This window comes from Cernens ardua, from assembly GCF_051251085.1.
Lineage (GTDB): Bacteria > Pseudomonadota > Gammaproteobacteria > Pseudomonadales > Halomonadaceae > Cernens > Cernens ardua.
Genome location: NZ_JBPCZH010000002.1, coordinates 383,998 through 401,056 on the forward strand (window position 1 = coordinate 383,998; position 17,059 = coordinate 401,056).

General features: G+C 51.1%; 10 protein-coding genes and 2 pseudogenes. 9 read left to right on the top strand and 3 right to left on the bottom strand.

The features are described from left to right. Window positions 1-409: 409 nt before the first annotated feature. The 8 genes and pseudogenes from LMG33818_RS06175 to LMG33818_RS06210 form a co-directional block, all read left to right on the top strand. Window positions 410-1,183: pseudogene (locus LMG33818_RS06175) on the top strand (DNA translocase FtsK 4TM domain-containing protein); the annotation flags it as partial. 2,232 nt (window positions 1,184-3,415) lie between these two features. Then, window positions 3,416-4,978 (top strand): annotated as a pseudogene (locus LMG33818_RS06180) (DNA translocase FtsK); the annotation flags it as partial. A 290-nt stretch (window positions 4,979-5,268) separates the two neighbouring features. Next, window positions 5,269-5,919 (top strand): outer membrane lipoprotein periplasmic chaperone LolA, encoded by a 651-nt coding sequence (lolA, locus tag LMG33818_RS06185; protein WP_442322487.1) that lies wholly within the window; start codon window positions 5,269-5,271, stop codon window positions 5,917-5,919. Window positions 5,920-6,013: 94 nt separating this feature from the next. Beyond that, window positions 6,014-7,351 (top strand): replication-associated recombination protein A, encoded by a 1,338-nt coding sequence (locus LMG33818_RS06190; protein ID WP_442322602.1) that lies wholly within the window; start codon window positions 6,014-6,016, stop codon window positions 7,349-7,351. A gap of 183 nt (window positions 7,352-7,534) precedes the next feature. Next, a complete protein-coding gene (gene murI, locus LMG33818_RS06195; protein WP_442322488.1) occupies window positions 7,535-8,626 on the top strand; it encodes a glutamate racemase in 1,092 nt (363 codons plus the stop codon). Window positions 8,627-9,011: 385 nt separating this feature from the next. Continuing rightward, window positions 9,012-10,139 (top strand): tRNA (uridine(54)-C5)-methyltransferase TrmA, encoded by a 1,128-nt coding sequence (gene trmA / locus LMG33818_RS06200; RefSeq protein ID WP_442322489.1) that lies wholly within the window; start codon window positions 9,012-9,014, stop codon window positions 10,137-10,139. A 130-nt stretch (window positions 10,140-10,269) separates the two neighbouring features. Further along, window positions 10,270-11,166, top strand: coding sequence for an MOSC domain-containing protein (locus LMG33818_RS06205; RefSeq protein WP_442322490.1), 897 nt, complete (start codon window positions 10,270-10,272; stop codon window positions 11,164-11,166). Window positions 11,167-11,330: 164 nt separating this feature from the next. Beyond that, the gene (locus LMG33818_RS06210) at window positions 11,331-12,341 is read left to right on the top strand and encodes a quinone-dependent dihydroorotate dehydrogenase (protein WP_442322491.1); all 1,011 of its coding nucleotides are present in this window, start codon (window positions 11,331-11,333) and stop codon (window positions 12,339-12,341) included. A gap of 5 nt (window positions 12,342-12,346) precedes the next feature. On the opposite strand, the gene rmf is transcribed toward LMG33818_RS06210, so the two are convergent. Further along, complete coding sequence (rmf, locus tag LMG33818_RS06215; protein WP_442322492.1) at window positions 12,347-12,556, bottom strand: ribosome modulation factor; 210 nt, start codon at window positions 12,554-12,556, stop codon at window positions 12,347-12,349. Between the two features lie 335 nt (window positions 12,557-12,891). Here rmf and rlmKL point away from each other — a divergent pair, with 335 nt between their 5' ends. Beyond that, complete coding sequence (rlmKL, locus tag LMG33818_RS06220; protein ID WP_442322493.1) at window positions 12,892-15,141, top strand: bifunctional 23S rRNA (guanine(2069)-N(7))-methyltransferase RlmK/23S rRNA (guanine(2445)-N(2))-methyltransferase RlmL; 2,250 nt, start codon at window positions 12,892-12,894, stop codon at window positions 15,139-15,141. Window positions 15,142-15,232: 91 nt separating this feature from the next. Here rlmKL and LMG33818_RS06225 read toward each other — a convergent pair whose 3' ends face one another. Together LMG33818_RS06225 and htpX are read right to left on the bottom strand one after the other, a co-directional pair. Then, a complete protein-coding gene (locus LMG33818_RS06225; RefSeq protein WP_442322494.1) occupies window positions 15,233-15,514 on the bottom strand; it encodes a hypothetical protein in 282 nt (93 codons plus the stop codon). Window positions 15,515-15,792: 278 nt separating this feature from the next. Further along, window positions 15,793-16,701, bottom strand: coding sequence for a protease HtpX (gene htpX, locus LMG33818_RS06230; protein WP_442322495.1), 909 nt, complete (start codon window positions 16,699-16,701; stop codon window positions 15,793-15,795). Between the last annotated feature and the right edge of the window lie 358 nt (window positions 16,702-17,059).

Genomic DNA, 17,059 nt, shown 5'->3' on the forward strand with positions numbered 1-17,059 from the left:
TATACAGGTAACGCCTTGTTGATAAGTACATATGAGCAATGCAGCTCAATTTTTTCGTACGTTGCAATAAAGAAGATGAAAATTACGCAGAAAGCAATGTGTTGTAAGGAATTACGTGTAGGCAACCACGCATAAATAGGCAACCACGCATAAAAATGGCACGTCAGAGTCGGTGCTCCAAATTGGTTGCTTCAAATAGATAGCATGGTGTAGATACGCAGCGCCAATGGGAAAGCGAAAGAGTGGCTTTTCATGGATGGCATTGATGAACGTCAGGATTGATCCAATTCACCATGGCAGCAACGGGTTTAGACCGTGATTGGCTGCCCTGGGTTGCTGGGAAATCAGCAGTTTCAAGCGGTGATACCCTCCAACGAAGGCGTGTTACCCATATGATAGAGCGTCTGGTATGGCGCGTAGGGGATTTACATTGAGTGTCAAAAAAAGACCACAATCATCTACAAGTCGCAAAAGCAGGCCGGTCCAGACACGCAAGGCAAAAGCCCGTCAATCTCAGACCAAGAAGGCGGTGAATAAGAGCTCGCCGCAAGCTCGTAGTAATGCCAGAGCCTCAAAGCGCGCTGTGACTCAGGGCAAGCGTCAGCAGGCGCTGGCGCGTTCTACCGAGCGAACACAGCATGAAGCATCGGAGCGCTTTAGTCGTACGCTTCAGGGGACCACCAAAGAGGGTGTGGCTATTGTCATGCTCGCTATCTGTGCTTTCCTGTTGCTGGCACTATGCAGTTATTCAAGCGCTGATCCTGGTTGGTCCAGTAGTGGTCCGCAAGCGGGCGTCAGTAACTGGATGGGCCAGACCGGTGCATTAATCTCCAATTATTTGCTCTCCTTTTTGGGGACGTCTTCCCTGTGGATTCCCGCACTGTTTGGTTTCATGGGCTGGCGTCTTTTTTCGATAGATGCGGCTGTACTGGTTTGGGATCCCATGCGGCTGGGGATACGATTTGTCGGTTTGATACTGACGCTGACAGGCTCTTCAGTCCTCTTTGATCTGTCGCCACTCTCTGATTATGCCAATTTGCCTTCCAAGGCTGGTGGCATTGTAGGCCAACAGATGTCTCAGGATATTGGCAACATGTTTGGCCATTATGGCACGGTGCTGGCCGCTTTGGTCATGCTGTTGTGTGGTATGCCTCTATTGTTCAACCGGTCGTGGGGGAATATTGCTCAGGCTGTTGGTACCGCAGCAAGCCAGTTCGCACTGTTTCTCATGGTCAAGGCCAAATGGATTCGTGCCAAGCTTGATCGGAAATCGCAGGATTCCGCGGATGATGATATTTCCCTGGAAAAAGACGCCAGTGCATACTCTCCCGAGCAGTCCGAGGACGATATTCTTTTCCAGGAAAGTGAAAAACGTCAGGGGAATCGTATCCTTGCGGCATTGCGTCGGGTGGGTGAGTTTTTCAAGCGTGATAGCCGGCGTGCTCCTTTATTGCCTTATGGTGAAGAGCATCCCGATGCCTATCATGATGACTCCGCTCATGGGGTGAATAGTCTTCACGCCTCTGGCACGCAGGAATATGGTGGCCGGGAATATGACCGCCGCCCTCCATCCGACTACGACAGTTATCCACGGGGCACTGAAGATCCCTATAGCTACCATGATGATACACGTCCCCATGATATTCCATGGGAGGAAGTAGACCACATGCCTTCACGTCGAACTCGTGATGATCTGCGTGAACAGGACCCGTATGTGCAGGCCCGGTATGAGGACAATACTTCTTATGGTGACGCGTTTGATTCAGATCGGCGTAAGCCTTCTCGTTACGACGATTGGCCATTGCGTCATATTGGTGAATATCAGTCCAATGCACGTCATGATGCCCCCGATGAAGAAGCGTCGGATGTTTATGCAACGCCGGGGGCGTCTGCCTATGGGGATCATGGTTCTCATCGATATGGTGATTCAGTAGAAACACGCTCAAGGGAAACATCGCCTCCTGTTTCCGATGCTGAACCATCTGAGCCTCACAGCGCCTGGCCAAAACATCATGCGGCTTATTTCTCTTCACGTCCGCCTGTAACGGTCGATAGTTTGAAGGCTCATGACTCCAGATCCACTGATCGTCATGAAGATAACGCAACATTGTGGGGTAGCCCTGCATCTTCAGTATCTTCCGAGTCCGCCACAGGTTTTCAAAGCGGCGATAATAGTGCGAGTGAAGTATCGCATGGTCATACCTCTGGGCTAGAAAAGGCCGCCACAGGTCATGCAGCAATGGGAAGTGCCCGTGATACAGTGCGTACCACAGGGAATGATGCTGGCAATGGCTCAATACCTGCCGAGGGATCGCCCTCCAATGTTATCCAGCTGAATCGGTTTGCAAAATCAGGTCCGCAACGTCCTTCTGTATCTTCCGCCGTAGAGCCAGGCTCTTCGTCAGAAGCAACTTCTGCGGCTGCCCGGCAGGATTCGGGGTCCTCAGACCATGTGCCGCATTCAGGCGAACATTTGTTGCCGACGGACTATGCGCCTACTTTTGACAAAGAGTTACGGGCTTCTGATGCTCATGAAGACACAACGCGTGCTCACGAAGATACAGCGCGCGAGAATAGTGCGGGTGACGATCATGCGCCGACTTCTGCGGATAAAGTATCTCGTGAAGGCCTGACGAATACGTCTTTTGATACTCGGGATTCGCAATCAGAGAGGGAGCGGGCGTGGGATACCGAAGGAGATGTGACGCGTCGGCGCATACCTGAAGCATTTTCGGCACATTCATCTGCTTCTGATGGATCTCAAACTGAAGCTTCTCACCCCGAAGCATTCCGCACAGATGAAGGCGCATCTCCCGCTTCTGATGATGCTCAGTCTGGAAATTTGCCGACCAACGCAGGGCAGTCAGACATAACGCCTGATATGGGGAATGCCTCTTCGGCGGTTGGCGCCTCACCCTTGCCAAACAAACCCCGTATTCGTGTCGGGGGGAACCAATCTTACCCTGCCAGCACGAGTGAGAACGGCAGTGAGACGAGTGCAGAACGTGGCTATCAATCATCCGTGTCCTCCACGGCTGCACATGAAAATACGCCACGTACTCCGGAGGCCCCCTGGGGCACGCCCAATGCTTCACATAGGAATCATCAAAGTCAGAACGAAGGTGATTCTGTCCATGACGGGCAGGCTAATACGGGGACGTCTCAGCTTGCATCCATGGAACGTCAAGGGCATAACGCGGAATTTCAAGAGCACAAAGAGGGTGAGAAAGGCCTTTTCGGTAATAAACCAGAGGAGGCTACAGATGAGCTGGCTGCTGTGCAGCCGGTTGCACCGGAAACATCTGCCCCCCCACAACGGCCTGTAGAGCAACCGCCCATAGCTTCCGCTCAGCCGCCATCGCCGTCGAGTGCATCAGTGTCTGAAACACCTGTCGGTGGGGCTGCTCCCTTGAAAGTGTGGACAGTGGATCAATTGCAAAATCAAGGCGGCAATGGAGATTCCATTGCGCTCGAGGGCGAAATGCCGTCTACACGTCTACTTACGCCAGCCGATGAAGCCCAGCCTTCCTATACACAGGAAGAACTGGACGAGATGGGTAACCTGTTGGAAACCCGCCTGCATGAATTTGGCGTCAAGGCTACCGTGGTGAAGGTTTCTCCTGGCCCAGTCATTACGCGTTTTGAAATTGAACCGGCGGCAGGCGTCAAAAGCTCCAAGATCAGTAATCTCGATAAGGATCTGGCGCGTTCACTGCTGGTGAAAAGTGTCAGGGTCATTGAGGTTATTCAGGGGCGTTCCACTGTCGGTATAGAGATTCCGAATCCCAAACGTGCAATGATTCGTCTGCGTCAGGTCCTTGAGTCACCGGTCTATGAAGATGCCAAATCGCCGGTGACCGTTGCATTGGGGCAAAATATCAGTGGCCAACCTGTGGTCGCTGATCTTGGCAAGATGCCTCATGTGTTAGTGGCTGGTACCACCGGTTCCGGTAAGTCCGTTGGTGTCAATGCCATGTTGATTTCCATGTTGCTGAAATCAACACCGGAAGAGGTCAGGATGATTCTGATTGACCCGAAAATGCTGGAATTGTCGGTCTACGACGACATTCCGCATCTATTGGCACCGGTGGTGACCGACATGAAAGAGGCTGCCAACTCATTGCGTTGGTGTGTGGCCGAAATGGAGCGCCGTTACAAACTGATGTCCAAAATGGGCGTACGTAATATTGCCGGCTTCAACGCGCGTCTGGATGAAGCGCATGCAGCAGGGGCTCAGATTGCTGATCCGCTGTGGGACCCGGAACCATGGCAGGCGAGCCAACCTCATCCAATGTTGGAAAAGCTCCCTTACATCGTCGTCGTCATTGATGAATTTGCCGACATGTTCATGATTGTGGGCAAGAAGGTGGAAGAACTTATTGCGCGCCTGGCCCAGAAAGCACGTGCAGCAGGGATTCATCTGGTTCTGGCAACACAGCGTCCTTCCGTGGATGTGGTTACCGGATTGATTAAGGCAAATATTCCGTCCCGTATCGCTTTTCAGGTTTCATCCAAAATCGATTCGCGCACCATCCTTGATCAGGGTGGGGCTGAGAGCCTGTTGGGGCATGGTGATATGCTCTATTTGGCTGGTGGTGCAGGTACTCCTGTACGTGTTCATGGTGCCTTCGTGGACGATGATGAGGTTCACCGTGTCGTTGAAGACTGGCGTGCCCGTGGCAAGCCTGAATATGTTGAGGAAATCCTCTCTGGTGATGTGAGTGCGGATGCGTTGACTGGGCTCGAGTCCGAAGGGGATGGCAATTCTGATGCCGAGCAGGATGTTCTTTATGATGAAGCCGTTGCTTTTGTGACGAAAGCACAGCGTGTATCCGTGTCCTCTGTACAACGTAACTTCAAGATAGGCTACAACCGTGCTTCGCGATTGGTTGAAGCGATGGAAAAGGCGGGTGTTGTATCAAGCATGGGAACCAACGGTGCTCGTGAAGTATTGGTGTCAGCACCGCCACGTGATTGACACGCTGTCCGATGGCGAACCTGTTGCCAATATCAGGGCGTAATGCCTTGGGCATTTGCCCTGGGGTATGATTGCAAAAGTGTCATGGTCCAATGCCTTATGATGCTCTTTTGCAGATGGATACATTAGTGTCCACATACCCTAAATCTGACAAAGTCACATACCGGTGGGGAATAAATCGGGAAAAATTGAACAAGGACTTGTTTCAGGCGTCCAATACCCACATCTCTTGTACATCGTTTTTCAAATACATCGTTTTGCAAGTACATCGTTTCGTTGAAAGGAATCGAATGATGCAGTTACGTAATCTGACAATTGGCATACTGGGTGGACTTTCACTGGCAGTGGCCTTACCCACAATGGTCACGCCTGTCATGGCTGATCCAAATCCTGCACAGCAGCTGACTCAACTGCTCGAACCTCTGCATACCTACTCCGCTGATTTCCATCAGGACATTCAGGGGGACAATGGTCAGGCTCAGCAAAGTTCGACTGGTCATATGTGGCTCGCGCGTCCGGGCAAATTCCGCTGGGTGGTGAATGAGCCCTATGCACAGACGGTTGTTTCCGATGGGCAGAAAGTCTATCTCTACGATCCGGATCTTGAGCAGGTAACTGTTCGAAAACTCGATCCCCGTGTTTCAGAAACTCCGGCATTGCTCCTGTCCGGCAGTGCTGATCAGCTGACCCACGACTACAATGTAAGTGAAACCAACGGTAACTCAGCGCATATCTTTACCCTTACGCCGAAATCCCACGGTAGCCTGTTTCAGTCGCTGGATATGACATTCACGGGTAATACGCTGACATCCTTGAATCTAACGGATGCAACCGGGCAGAAAACCGTTATCAGCTTCAATCATGTCAAACCCAATGAGTCAATTGATCCGTCCCGTTTCGTTTTCCATATTCCAAAAGGCGCTGATGTAGAAAATCAGTAGTGGAAAGGAAATCCGATAAGAATCAGGTGAGACACGCAGTTGAAGGCATGCATCATGCCGATCCATTTCCAGTGAGTGAGGAAAAGCCAACATGATGAATAGCGACATGTTCGCTAATGCACAGCCGCCGGGCCAGCCCTTGGCAGCAAGGATGCGCCCTCATTCACTGGATGATTATATTGGTCAACAGCATTTGTTGGGAGAAGGAAAGCCACTCCGACAGGCACTGGTACGGGACCAGCTCTACTCGATGATTTTCTGGGGCCCGCCGGGAGTGGGTAAGACCACTCTGGCCCGCCTATTAGCAGAATATACTCAGGCACACTTTGCGACTTTGTCTGCGGTATCCGCGGGTGTGAAGGATATTCGTGAAGCTGCTGAGCAAGCGCAAATTCGCGCATCGAACGGGACACGCACACTGCTTTTTGTTGACGAGGTTCATCGTTTTAATAAAGCGCAGCAGGATGCCTTTTTGCCCTGGGTGGAAGAGGGGGTCTTCATCTTCGTCGGGGCTACCACGGAAAATCCCTCGTTTGAGTTGAATAATGCGCTTCTATCCCGTGCACGGGTGCATGTCCTCAAGCCTCTTTCTCAGGATGAATTACTGCTTGTTATCGACCGGGCACTGACCAGTCCCGCAGGATTGGGTAATGAGTCCCTGGATGTTCCGCAGGATATCCGTGAGCTCTTGGCGCAGGCGGCTGATGGGGATGCCCGTCGTGTGCTTAATTTATTGGAAATCTCTGCGGATCTTGCCAATGCGGATGATGCTTCGCCAACTGTTATTAGTCGCGAGGTGATCGAAGAGGCCCTGGGAGAGAGCACCCGCCGGTTTGATCAGGGTGGTGAATATTTCTATGATCAGATTTCAGCGTTGCATAAGTCAGTTCGCGGCTCTCACCCTGATGCGGCGCTTTACTGGTTGTGTCGCATGCTGGACGGCGGCGCTGATCCCCGTTATCTGGCGCGGCGCATTGTTCGTATGGCATGGGAAGATATTGGTTTGGCTGATCCTCGAGCCATGCAGATCGCGAATGATGCGGCTACGACGTATGAGCGCCTGGGTAGTCCGGAAGGGGAGCTGGCACTGGGGCAGGCCGTCATCTATCTGTCGGTGGCCGCAAAAAGTAACGCTGGCTACAACGCGTACAATCAGGCACGTGCCTTTGTGAGCAAGGATGTCGGCACCAGTGAAGTTCCCGTTCACCTGCGTAATGCGCCGACACGCCTCATGAAAGAATTGGGCTATGGTCATGACTATCGGTACGCGCATGACGAGCCCAATGCCTACGCTGCTGGGGAGGACTATTTCCCTGAAGGCATTGAAGAACCTGGCTGGTATCAACCGACGCCACGAGGTTTGGAGATCAAGATCGGTAGTAAGCTTGATCAATTGAAACAGTGGGATGAAGAGGCGAAGCATCAGCAATAGTGCGAGTTACAGGATATTTTGTACGAGACAGTGTTGAAATAAATGTGCACTATAGGGACTCAATTCCCCCTTTTATGGAAAAGGCTTATACTGTTGTGAAATTCGTAGCCTCTTTGTACACGCGTACATAATATATATGTATGTGTATAGCGTATTCATTCTTTCCAATCCTTGTTTGCCACCATGTCATCAATACCCTTAAGCGCCAATTCAGCACATCCTGATATGATGCCCATGACGGCAGGGGCGGATGAGGCCCCTATACTGGTATTTGATTCGGGCGTGGGTGGATTGTCTGTCGTGGCGCATTTGAAAGCGCTATTACCTGATAGTGTATTGGCCTATGCCTGTGATAATGCGGCGCTTCCTTATGGAACAAAGCCTGATGAATGGCTTATCAAGCGTATTGTTAATGTTTGCCAACAGGCTGTTTTGCAAAGTGGTGCGAAAGCGCTGGTGGTCGCATGTAACACAGCAAGTACGCTTGCGTTGGATGAATTGCGTGCCGTGCTGGATATTCCGGTAGTGGGTACCGTACCCGCGATCAAGCCTGCGGCCGTATTGAGTCGCTCCAAGGTCATCGGCCTGTTGGCAACGTCTGCTACATTAAAACGTGCGTACACTGATAACCTGATAGATCGTTTTGCATCCGAAGCACGTGTTATCAAAATCTCGGGTGATCCACTCGTATTACAGGCAGAGCGTTGGTTGGCTGGGCAGGCACCTGATTTGGCAGACATCCAGTCTGCCATCGCCCCTTTGTTTGATGATCCAGCGCTGGATACCGTTGTATTGGGCTGTACCCATTTTCCTCTATTGCGTGCTTATTTCGAGCAATTGGCCCCGCGCAGGATTCAGTGGGTAGATTCCGGCGCAGCCATTGCCCAGCGAACTGCCTCGGTAATCTCTGGGGTTACTCCCTTGGCATCGGCGGCAATGGCTTCTTCTTCATTATCACATCCTCTTCATACTATCGTGTCTCCCACCATGGCGGTGGAGATGGCCAGGCATATGGATAGCGGGGGGGGAGGCGAAAATGATGCCGGGCCGGATATATTTCCTGATGCTCCCGTTTCGTATGGGGAGTTTCAGCATGAAACCTGTAGAGAAAAAGCCTCGAATATTCCTGCGGACATATCGTTAGCAGCATTGGAAACGGCAGATCACGCGCTTCCGGGGTTTCTTAGTTTTGCGACCGATCCCGAACGCGCGGGTTTGGCCGATGCGCTCGAACGCTATAGGTTTACTCACCCCCGTATTATCGAGTGCCACTAACATTATCTATTCACTATAATCTCTTTACCACTATCCTGCTCAATACCCTCATATTCAATGCGATGATATTCAACACACGCTGTTTTTATTCAAGATAAGCAGGGGTCGCTTGGAATATCCTGAGCCTGTCCGGTACCAGTGCACAGTTGCATCACTTTTCACCGAGCCGCGTGTCATATCGTTACCCCTCGCGTGTAAATTTGGTAAGATATGCCTCCTGTAACAAGGGGCTGTCATGTCTGATTGGACGTCTGGTCTTTCCTGTCTTTCGTCAGCTGTTTGATACTCTTCACCCGCTTTATTTATTTTATAGATTAGTATTTATAAGGTCATACCATATCTATCACTGTTACTGATATGGGTAGCCATCTAGCCCGAGGTCCTCTTGAGTATTCCTATTGTCGATCCGTCCCTCTATGACACGCAGCTTGAAGAAAAACGCCAGCGTTTAATCGAGCAGTTTTCACGCTTTGACGTATCGACGGTCGAGGTTTATCCATCGGTGCCTGAACATTATCGAATGAGGGCTGAGTTCAGGATTTGGCATTCTGGTGATGATTTATACTATGCCATGTTCAAGGTCGATCCCGAGAATCCCAAACAGCGCGAAGTCATTCGACTGGACCAGTATGCGGTTGCTAGCCAGCGCATTAATGAACTCATGCCACAACTGCGTGAAGCCCTATTGAAGAGTGATGTTCTACGCCATCGCATTTTTCAGGTCGAGTTTCTCACGACCCTTCAGGGGGAGGCATTGGTTACCCTGATTTATCATCGTCCGCTGGATGATGTCTGGGAGGCAGAGGCCAGAGCGTTGGAAGCGGCGCTGGGGGTATACATTATTGGACGCTCCCGCAAACAACGCATTGTTCTGACCCAGGATTTTGTGACCGAACACCTCAATGTAGATGGCAAAACCTTTCACTATCAGCAGGTCGAAAACAGCTTCACCCAGCCCAATGCAGTGATTGCCGCTTCCATGCTGAGCTGGGCCCGCTCCGTGACCGCTCCTGATGCTGATGAATACAATACCCATGCATCCAAACGTGATCTGGTTGAGCTTTACTGTGGTAATGGGCACTTTTCCATTGCCCTGGCAGAAAACTTCCACCGTGTTCTGGCGACAGAAATCTCACGTACCTCTGTCGCTTCAGCGCAATATAATCTGGCTGAAAACGGTGTAACAAATACCATCATCGCCCGTATGTCTGCTGAAGAATTTTCCCGTGCGCTTTCTGGCGAGCACCGTGGTCGTCGAGCCTCGGCGTGGGAGCTGGATAACTATGACTTCGGTACTGTGCTGGTTGATCCTCCACGTGCCGGGTTGGATGAAAACAGCTGTGAAGAGCTCACGCGCTATGACAGGATTGTCTATATTTCATGTAACCCTGATACCTTATGCCGTGACCTGGAGCGTCTGATGCCCACACATCGTGTTTTACGCTTTGCGCTGTTCGATCAATTTCCCTATACGCATCATTGCGAATGTGGTGTCTTGCTGGAGAAACATTGAGCGGATACCTGCCGTCAGGGAGGGGCTATTCTGTCATTCAGCTTCAAATGATCATCTATACGTTCACCTGCATTTTCGGTGCGAAAATCACTGATCAGAACAGGTTATTGGAGGTAACGTGCCGGAAGCCATGATTACTGCGTTATATTGTTATCCGGTCAAAAGTCTGGGGGGAATAGAGCTGTCTTCCTGTCCGTTAGGTGAAGAGGGGCTTTTATGGGACCGACGTTGGATGCTGGTCGATTCAGCCGGGCGCTTCCTGACACAGCGGCAGCTTCCAGCGCTAGCGGCTATCAAAACACGCCTGCTTCCTCATGAGCTACAACTCATCGCACCAAATGGGCGCCGTTTGCAGATTCCCCTTGCTGTGACAGACGGGCCCATTGTTCAAACCAAAGTGCATGGGAATTCTTGTGCGGGGATCGATGAAGGAGATGAAGCTGCCTCATGGTTTGAAGAACAAATGGGAGATCAGTGGTCGCACGGCATTCGATTGCTGCGTTTTATTGCAGACAGCCCGCTTCATCGCGACGCAACCCGCAGGATAGGGGTGAACTCATTGGCCCGTGCAGGTATGTCGGATATTGTGGCTCATACAGGCTTTGCGGATGGTTACCCTTTATTGATTACCTCGACCCGCACGTTGCAGCTTCTTAATCAGGTGCTTCAGGAACACTCGCACTTACCGGTCGAGATGTCCCGATTTCGACCCAATATCGTGGTCAGTGATTTGGCGCCATTTGAGGAATACCGGCATGCCTGGTTTCGGCTCAAGGGCTCTCCGCTTCTCTTATGGGCGGGTAAACCGTGTGAACGCTGCCCAGTGATCAAAGTGGATCAGAGCATCGGTGAAATTGCAGACCGTCAGGAGCCACTCGCGTTGCTGAGAACTTTCGGGCCAATCGCCGATAAAGCCATTTTCGGTATGAATGCATTGCCATTCAACCTGCCTGCAGTGCGTGAAAGGGTGGTATTACATGTGGGAGATGTGTTTGAACTCCATGATAAAATGCCCAGCGCCTCGTAGGGTCGATACAGCAATGTTAAATCTTAAGGCCAGTGGTTTGAGCCTTGGCGTTATGGGAGAAAATTACCTGCAACCTTAACAGTTTTTCGATCCTTGCAGGCATCAATATTGCGGTACCATATGACTGGCGCTTGATCATTTTTTATTAATCACTCGGACCTATTATGTATTCTCTTCTTCGCCCCTGGTTATTCAAACTGGATCCTGAAACGGCACATGCTGTGACCTTGAAGTCCCTTGATCTGCTGTACAAGGCAGGGGCCCTGAAAGGGAATCTGATCGAGGCGCCTGTTGAGCTGATGGGATTGCGTTTCCCTAACCGAGTAGGACTGGCGGCCGGGTTGGATAAAAATGGTGATCATGTGGATGCACTGGGTGCTCTGGGATTCGGATTCGTGGAAGTGGGTACGGTGACTCCCAAGCCTCAGGCAGGGAATGATAAGCCCCGTTTGTTTCGCTTGCCCGAACGAGAGGCCATCATCAACCGGATGGGATTTAATAATTTCGGGGTCGACCATTTGGTTGAGCAGATAAAAGCGTCCCGTTACAAGAGCGATGCTCTCGGCATAGTGGGTATTAACATAGGCAAGAATCTGACTACGTCTGTTGAAAACGCTGTCGATGATTATCTGACGTGCCTGCGCAAGGTGCATGCCCATGCCGACTACGTGACCGTGAATTTGTCTTCACCCAATACGCCCGGGTTACGTAACTTGCAGTTTGGCGATGTGCTCAACAACCTGCTTGCAGCCCTAAAGGAAGAGAGCCACCGACTGGATGCAGAACGTGAAAAACCGCTGCCCTTGATTGTCAAGATTGCGCCGGATTTGAGCGACGATGAGATCGGCTTGATAGCGAAATCACTCGAGAGTAATCATATTGATGCAGTGATTGCGACCAATACGACGCTTGATCGCCAGAGGGTAGCAGGTGTGCCACATGCCAATGAGGCGGGTGGTTTGTCCGGGCTTCCAGTGGAGGACGCATCCAACCATGTGATACGTCAACTGCGGACACACTTGCCGCAACTGCCTATCATCGGCGTTGGCGGTATCCTTGACGGTGAAGGTGCTCTCGCGAAAAGAGAGGCCGGGGCTGATCTTGTTCAGTTATATAGTGGCCTGATTTATCAGGGCCCGGCATTAATCAAAGAGTGCGTTAGAGTATTGGCGTAAGTGTTTCAGGCAAGCACATTCGGGTTGCGATGGATGTTCGAAACACCTCGGTAACCGCTTTTTTGGTCATCTTGCCCCTCTTGCCATCCTGATAACCAGGCTTCACGAAAAGAGGGGCGTTTTCTCTGGCAGGATTCCTGCGGATGGCCTGTAAATCCGGCCCTGTATCCATGCAAATAAGCTGATTTGGACGAATGGCGTTTTTGGCTTTTCATAAGAACCTCGTGGAAGATCTTGCGCGAAAGACAAGGGCAGCGTTATGGCCCTGATAGTGCTGGGCTGAATATCCCCATGCGGTTTGGGCCGCCCCACGCCACTGACGTTAAATGGATAACGCTATTGGGCAGATTATTCACAGTTGGCTTGAATCATGTAACGGATCATGTTTGCCCAATAATCAGTGGATTTACTGTTTTAGGCTTTTTTACTGGCGCTGTCGATGCGCCATTGGTTATTTTTTAGACTATTTTTTTATTTGAACAGAGGTGTTAAGTACTCCATGTCGTACTGCTCTCTGTACTAAACCTCCTTTTGAGTGACTGGTAGATTTATGACAACCACTTTTTCCCATGCCTTCTTTGCAAGCTGCCCTAAAGGTATTGAACTTCTTCTGGCAGATGAGTTGGCACAGTTGGGAGCCTCGATCACCGGTACCACTGTGGCGGGTGTTCAAGGCACTGCCTCATTGGAGGTACTGTACAGTAGCTGCCTGAACTCGCGCCTTGCCAATCGGATCATTCTGAAAGTCGTTGAAGACAATACCGTCAGCTCGGCTGACGATCTCCATGATGTCGTACAGGATGTGCCATGGGTAGAGCATATGGCGGGAGGTTGTCGGATTCGTGTCGATTTCCATGGGCAATCCGACGCCATCCGTCATACCCGGTTTGGCGCACAGGTCGTCAAGGATGGTATTGTCGATGCGATGATGGATGCCGGGTTGAAACGTCCTCAGGTAGACCTGGAGTGGCCGGAGTTACGTATTTATGCCCACCTTCACCGTGAACGCCTGATGGTCGGTATTGATCTTTCGGGCGATAGTCTCCATATGCGCGGTTATCGTCTGGAAGGGGGCAAGGCACCGCTCAAGGAGAATCTGGCTGCAGCCTTGCTCATTCGAGCCGGTTGGCCCGAGCGTGCTGCAAAAGGAGAGGTGTTGGTCGATCCAATGTGTGGATCAGGCACGCTATTGATAGAAGGGGCATTGATGGCCGCTGATATCGCACCTAACCTGTGGCGCCGCCAATTCGGTTTTGAAGGATGGGAAGGCCACGATGAGGTGCTGTGGAAAAAGGTATTGCAGGTAGCCCGTGAGCGCGCTACACGCGGCAAGAGCGCGATTCGTAGTTCTTTCATTGGTCAGGATGCGGATGCCCGTGCGCTAGAAGCAGCGGGGGCCAATGCTCGCAGGGCGGGTGTCGATCAGTTCATGACACTGGCACGTGGGGATCTTTCCCATTTACAGGCCCCTGCGGGGGAGCCCTCAGGTCTGGTCATTACCAACCCTCCCTACGGTGAACGTATCGGTGATGTTCCCGCGTTGATTCCTCTCTACAGCACGCTCGGTGAGCGTATGCGAACGCAGTTCGGTGGTTGGCGACTGGCGCTTTTTACGGGTAATCCTGAGTTGGGGCACCGCACGGGGCTCAAGGCCCATAAGCAGTATGCTTTCCGCAATGGAGCCATTGATTGCAAACTGTTGCTGATTGATGTTTTTGATAAAAAGCAGCGAGAGGAAATACAGAGCAAACGCCATGCTGAAAATGGGGAGGAAGCCTCTTCACAAGCGGATAAAGGTGCTCAGTCATTAGGCGTAACAGATAATGAGGACGCCCACCAGGCAGATCATCATCATATCAGCGAAGGCGCACAGATGTTCGCCAATCGTTTGCGTAAAAACCGCAAACGCCTCGGTAAATGGCTGAAACGCACGGGTGAGCAGTGCTATCGCCTCTACGATGCGGATATGCCTGAATATGCCTTGGCGATTGATATTTATGGCCCATGGGTACATGTGCAGGAGTATGCACCGCCCCGTTCAATTGACCCTCGCGATGCCGAACGCCGCTTGCATGATGCATTGGCGGTACTTCCCGGTGTGTTAGAGGTGGCGTCCGATGCTATTTTCCTGAAAACACGCCGTCGCCAGAGCGGCAAGGCGCAGTATCAACGCCATGGTCACACCCAACAGAAAATGCGCATTGAAGAAGAGGGTGCAGCGTTCTGGGTGAACTTGCGTGATTATCTTGATACCGGACTTTTTCTTGATCACCGGCCTGTTCGTCGCAGACTCAAACAGATGGCTGCCGGTAAACGCTTCCTCAACCTTTTCTGTTACACCGCTACAGCCACGGTTCAGGCTGCGTTGGGGGGTGCCAGAGAATCCATCAGTGTTGATATGTCGAATACCTACCTGGAATGGGCAAAGGAAAACTTCAAGCTCAATAAAATGGATGAACGGCGTCACACGCTGGTACGTGATGATTGTTTGGAATGGCTCAAGCATGAGCGAGGATATTTCGACCTGATTTTCATGGACCCGCCGACGTTTTCCAACTCCAAGAAAATGGCCGCAACGCTGGATGTGCAGCGCGATCACATACAAATGATTGATGCTGCGATGGCACGTTTGGCGAAAAAAGGGACGCTGGTCTTTTCCAATAATCAGCGGAAGTTTGTGTTGGACAGTGGAGTGAAGGAAAAATATCAGGTTGAGGATATCAGTCGACAGACACTAGACCCTGATTTTGAACGTCGGCCCGACATCCACCACGCGTTTCTCATTCGGCACAGGGGATAAATCCGGCGCCGGCAATTTTAGTCAGGCTCAGCGCTTCTTTGATTGTAGCGGGTAAATCAGGCCCGCTTTGTGTACCGCTACTTTTTACCGATTACTCTTTTTCCAATGCTGCCATCTGATCCAGTGCCTGTTGGCCTTCGCTACTGGCACTGGAGGTTTCCAGCACCTTGTGAAAGCCACGAGACGCCTGAATATGGGCAATATTCTCGATCATCAGGTCGGCTTCTTCCCGTGTTTGTGCAACGTCGTGGCGAAGGCCACCAAAACGTGTGCCTTTCTGCCCCCACGCTCGACTGACCATCCAGTCACCAAACATGTCCTGATGTAAATGTACGAGGACGTAGTCGTGCTCATGTTCCCAACGAATAATCATGCCTAACCTCTAAAATTCGGCCTCCAACGATCAAAGGCTGATAACGTTGTCGTATTCGTACAATTATATCCTGTATGGAACAGGCGTGCAGAGGTTCCCGTCGTATTGTTGGAAATAAGCGCTGTCAGGAATATCAGCCCTTATTCTCTCGATACTGACATTGATACCGATACTGACTGATAGGGGAAAGAGAGGAAAAAAGAAAGCAAGTCGATGTGAATGTTATGGCGTGAGACAGGGCAACCGTTATCCAAAACCGTTACCCTGTCGTTGGCAGATTATGGGTAATAAGCCGAGTTTCTCAATGCTGAGATACGCGTTTCCAGTGGCGGATGGCTTGAAAACAATTGCTGCAGCCAATCACGTGTCTGGCCTTGTGTAATGGCCATGGCCGTCATGGACTCCGGCATCTGGTCCGGGAGCTGGCTTCCCTGTTTAAGGCGTATCAGCGCATTGATCATCGCATCTGTTCCGGCCAGTTGGGCACCTGCCGCATCGGCACGAAATTCACGCCAACGAGAGAACCAGGCCACTACGATACTGGCCGCTACACCAAAGACCAGTTCGAGGACGGTAACGACCACGAAATAGGCGATAAATCCCATACCCTGGCCTTCTTCATTGTCGCGCGAGATAAACGAACTGATGACCTGAGCCACGATACGCGCCAAAAACATGACAAAGGTATTCACGACCCCCTGGATCAGGGCGAGCGTTACCATGTCACCATTGGCGACGTGGCCGATTTCATGGCCGATGACAGCCCGTACCTCTTCTGGCCTCATCTGTTGTAATAATCCGAGTGACACAGACACCAGCGCAGCATTCTTGTTCCAACCCGTCGCAAAGGCATTGACTTGCTCGGCCGGGAAAATACCCACTTCCGGCATTTTAATGCCTGCCTTGTGTGCAAGGTCTGCGACTGTATCCAGCAACCATTGTTCATTGCTATTGGCCGGATGTGTGATCACGCGTGTATTGGTGCTCCATTTTGCCATGGGCTTCGAGAGCAGCAGGGATATGAATGACCCAATCATCCCCATCACAAAACAGCCCACTAGAAGCGCAGTCATATTGCCGCCAGTATAGTGATAGAAATAGCTGTCTATCCCCAGCAACCGCAGCGTAATACTGGCGACCAGCACAACTGCCAGGTTCGTTATCAAAAAGAGGACAATCCTCATCATGTGTTGGTTCTCCCTCTACCTCTCATTAAATTCATTCATTAAATTCGTTGATCAGACATCTGATGCTTTGACATCTATATGGAGGCATTTCATCGGGATTTCTTGTGGTATTAAGTTTGAGTTAAAAAAACAAATCATGTTTCCATTCCTTGTTGGAATAGTCATTTCAGGTGACGCTGGGGGGGGAATAATACGCATCAGGCTTGTCTGATACATGCTTGATACAAAATCCGCGAGTCTGCCGATACGATGGGATAAAAGACGGTTAGCTACCGAAATGCCTCACTAAAGCTTGAGCTTGGCGATTTTATGGCGAGTTGGCGCCTAAAAGCGGTAATCAAGTGACAGGTAAGTAGAG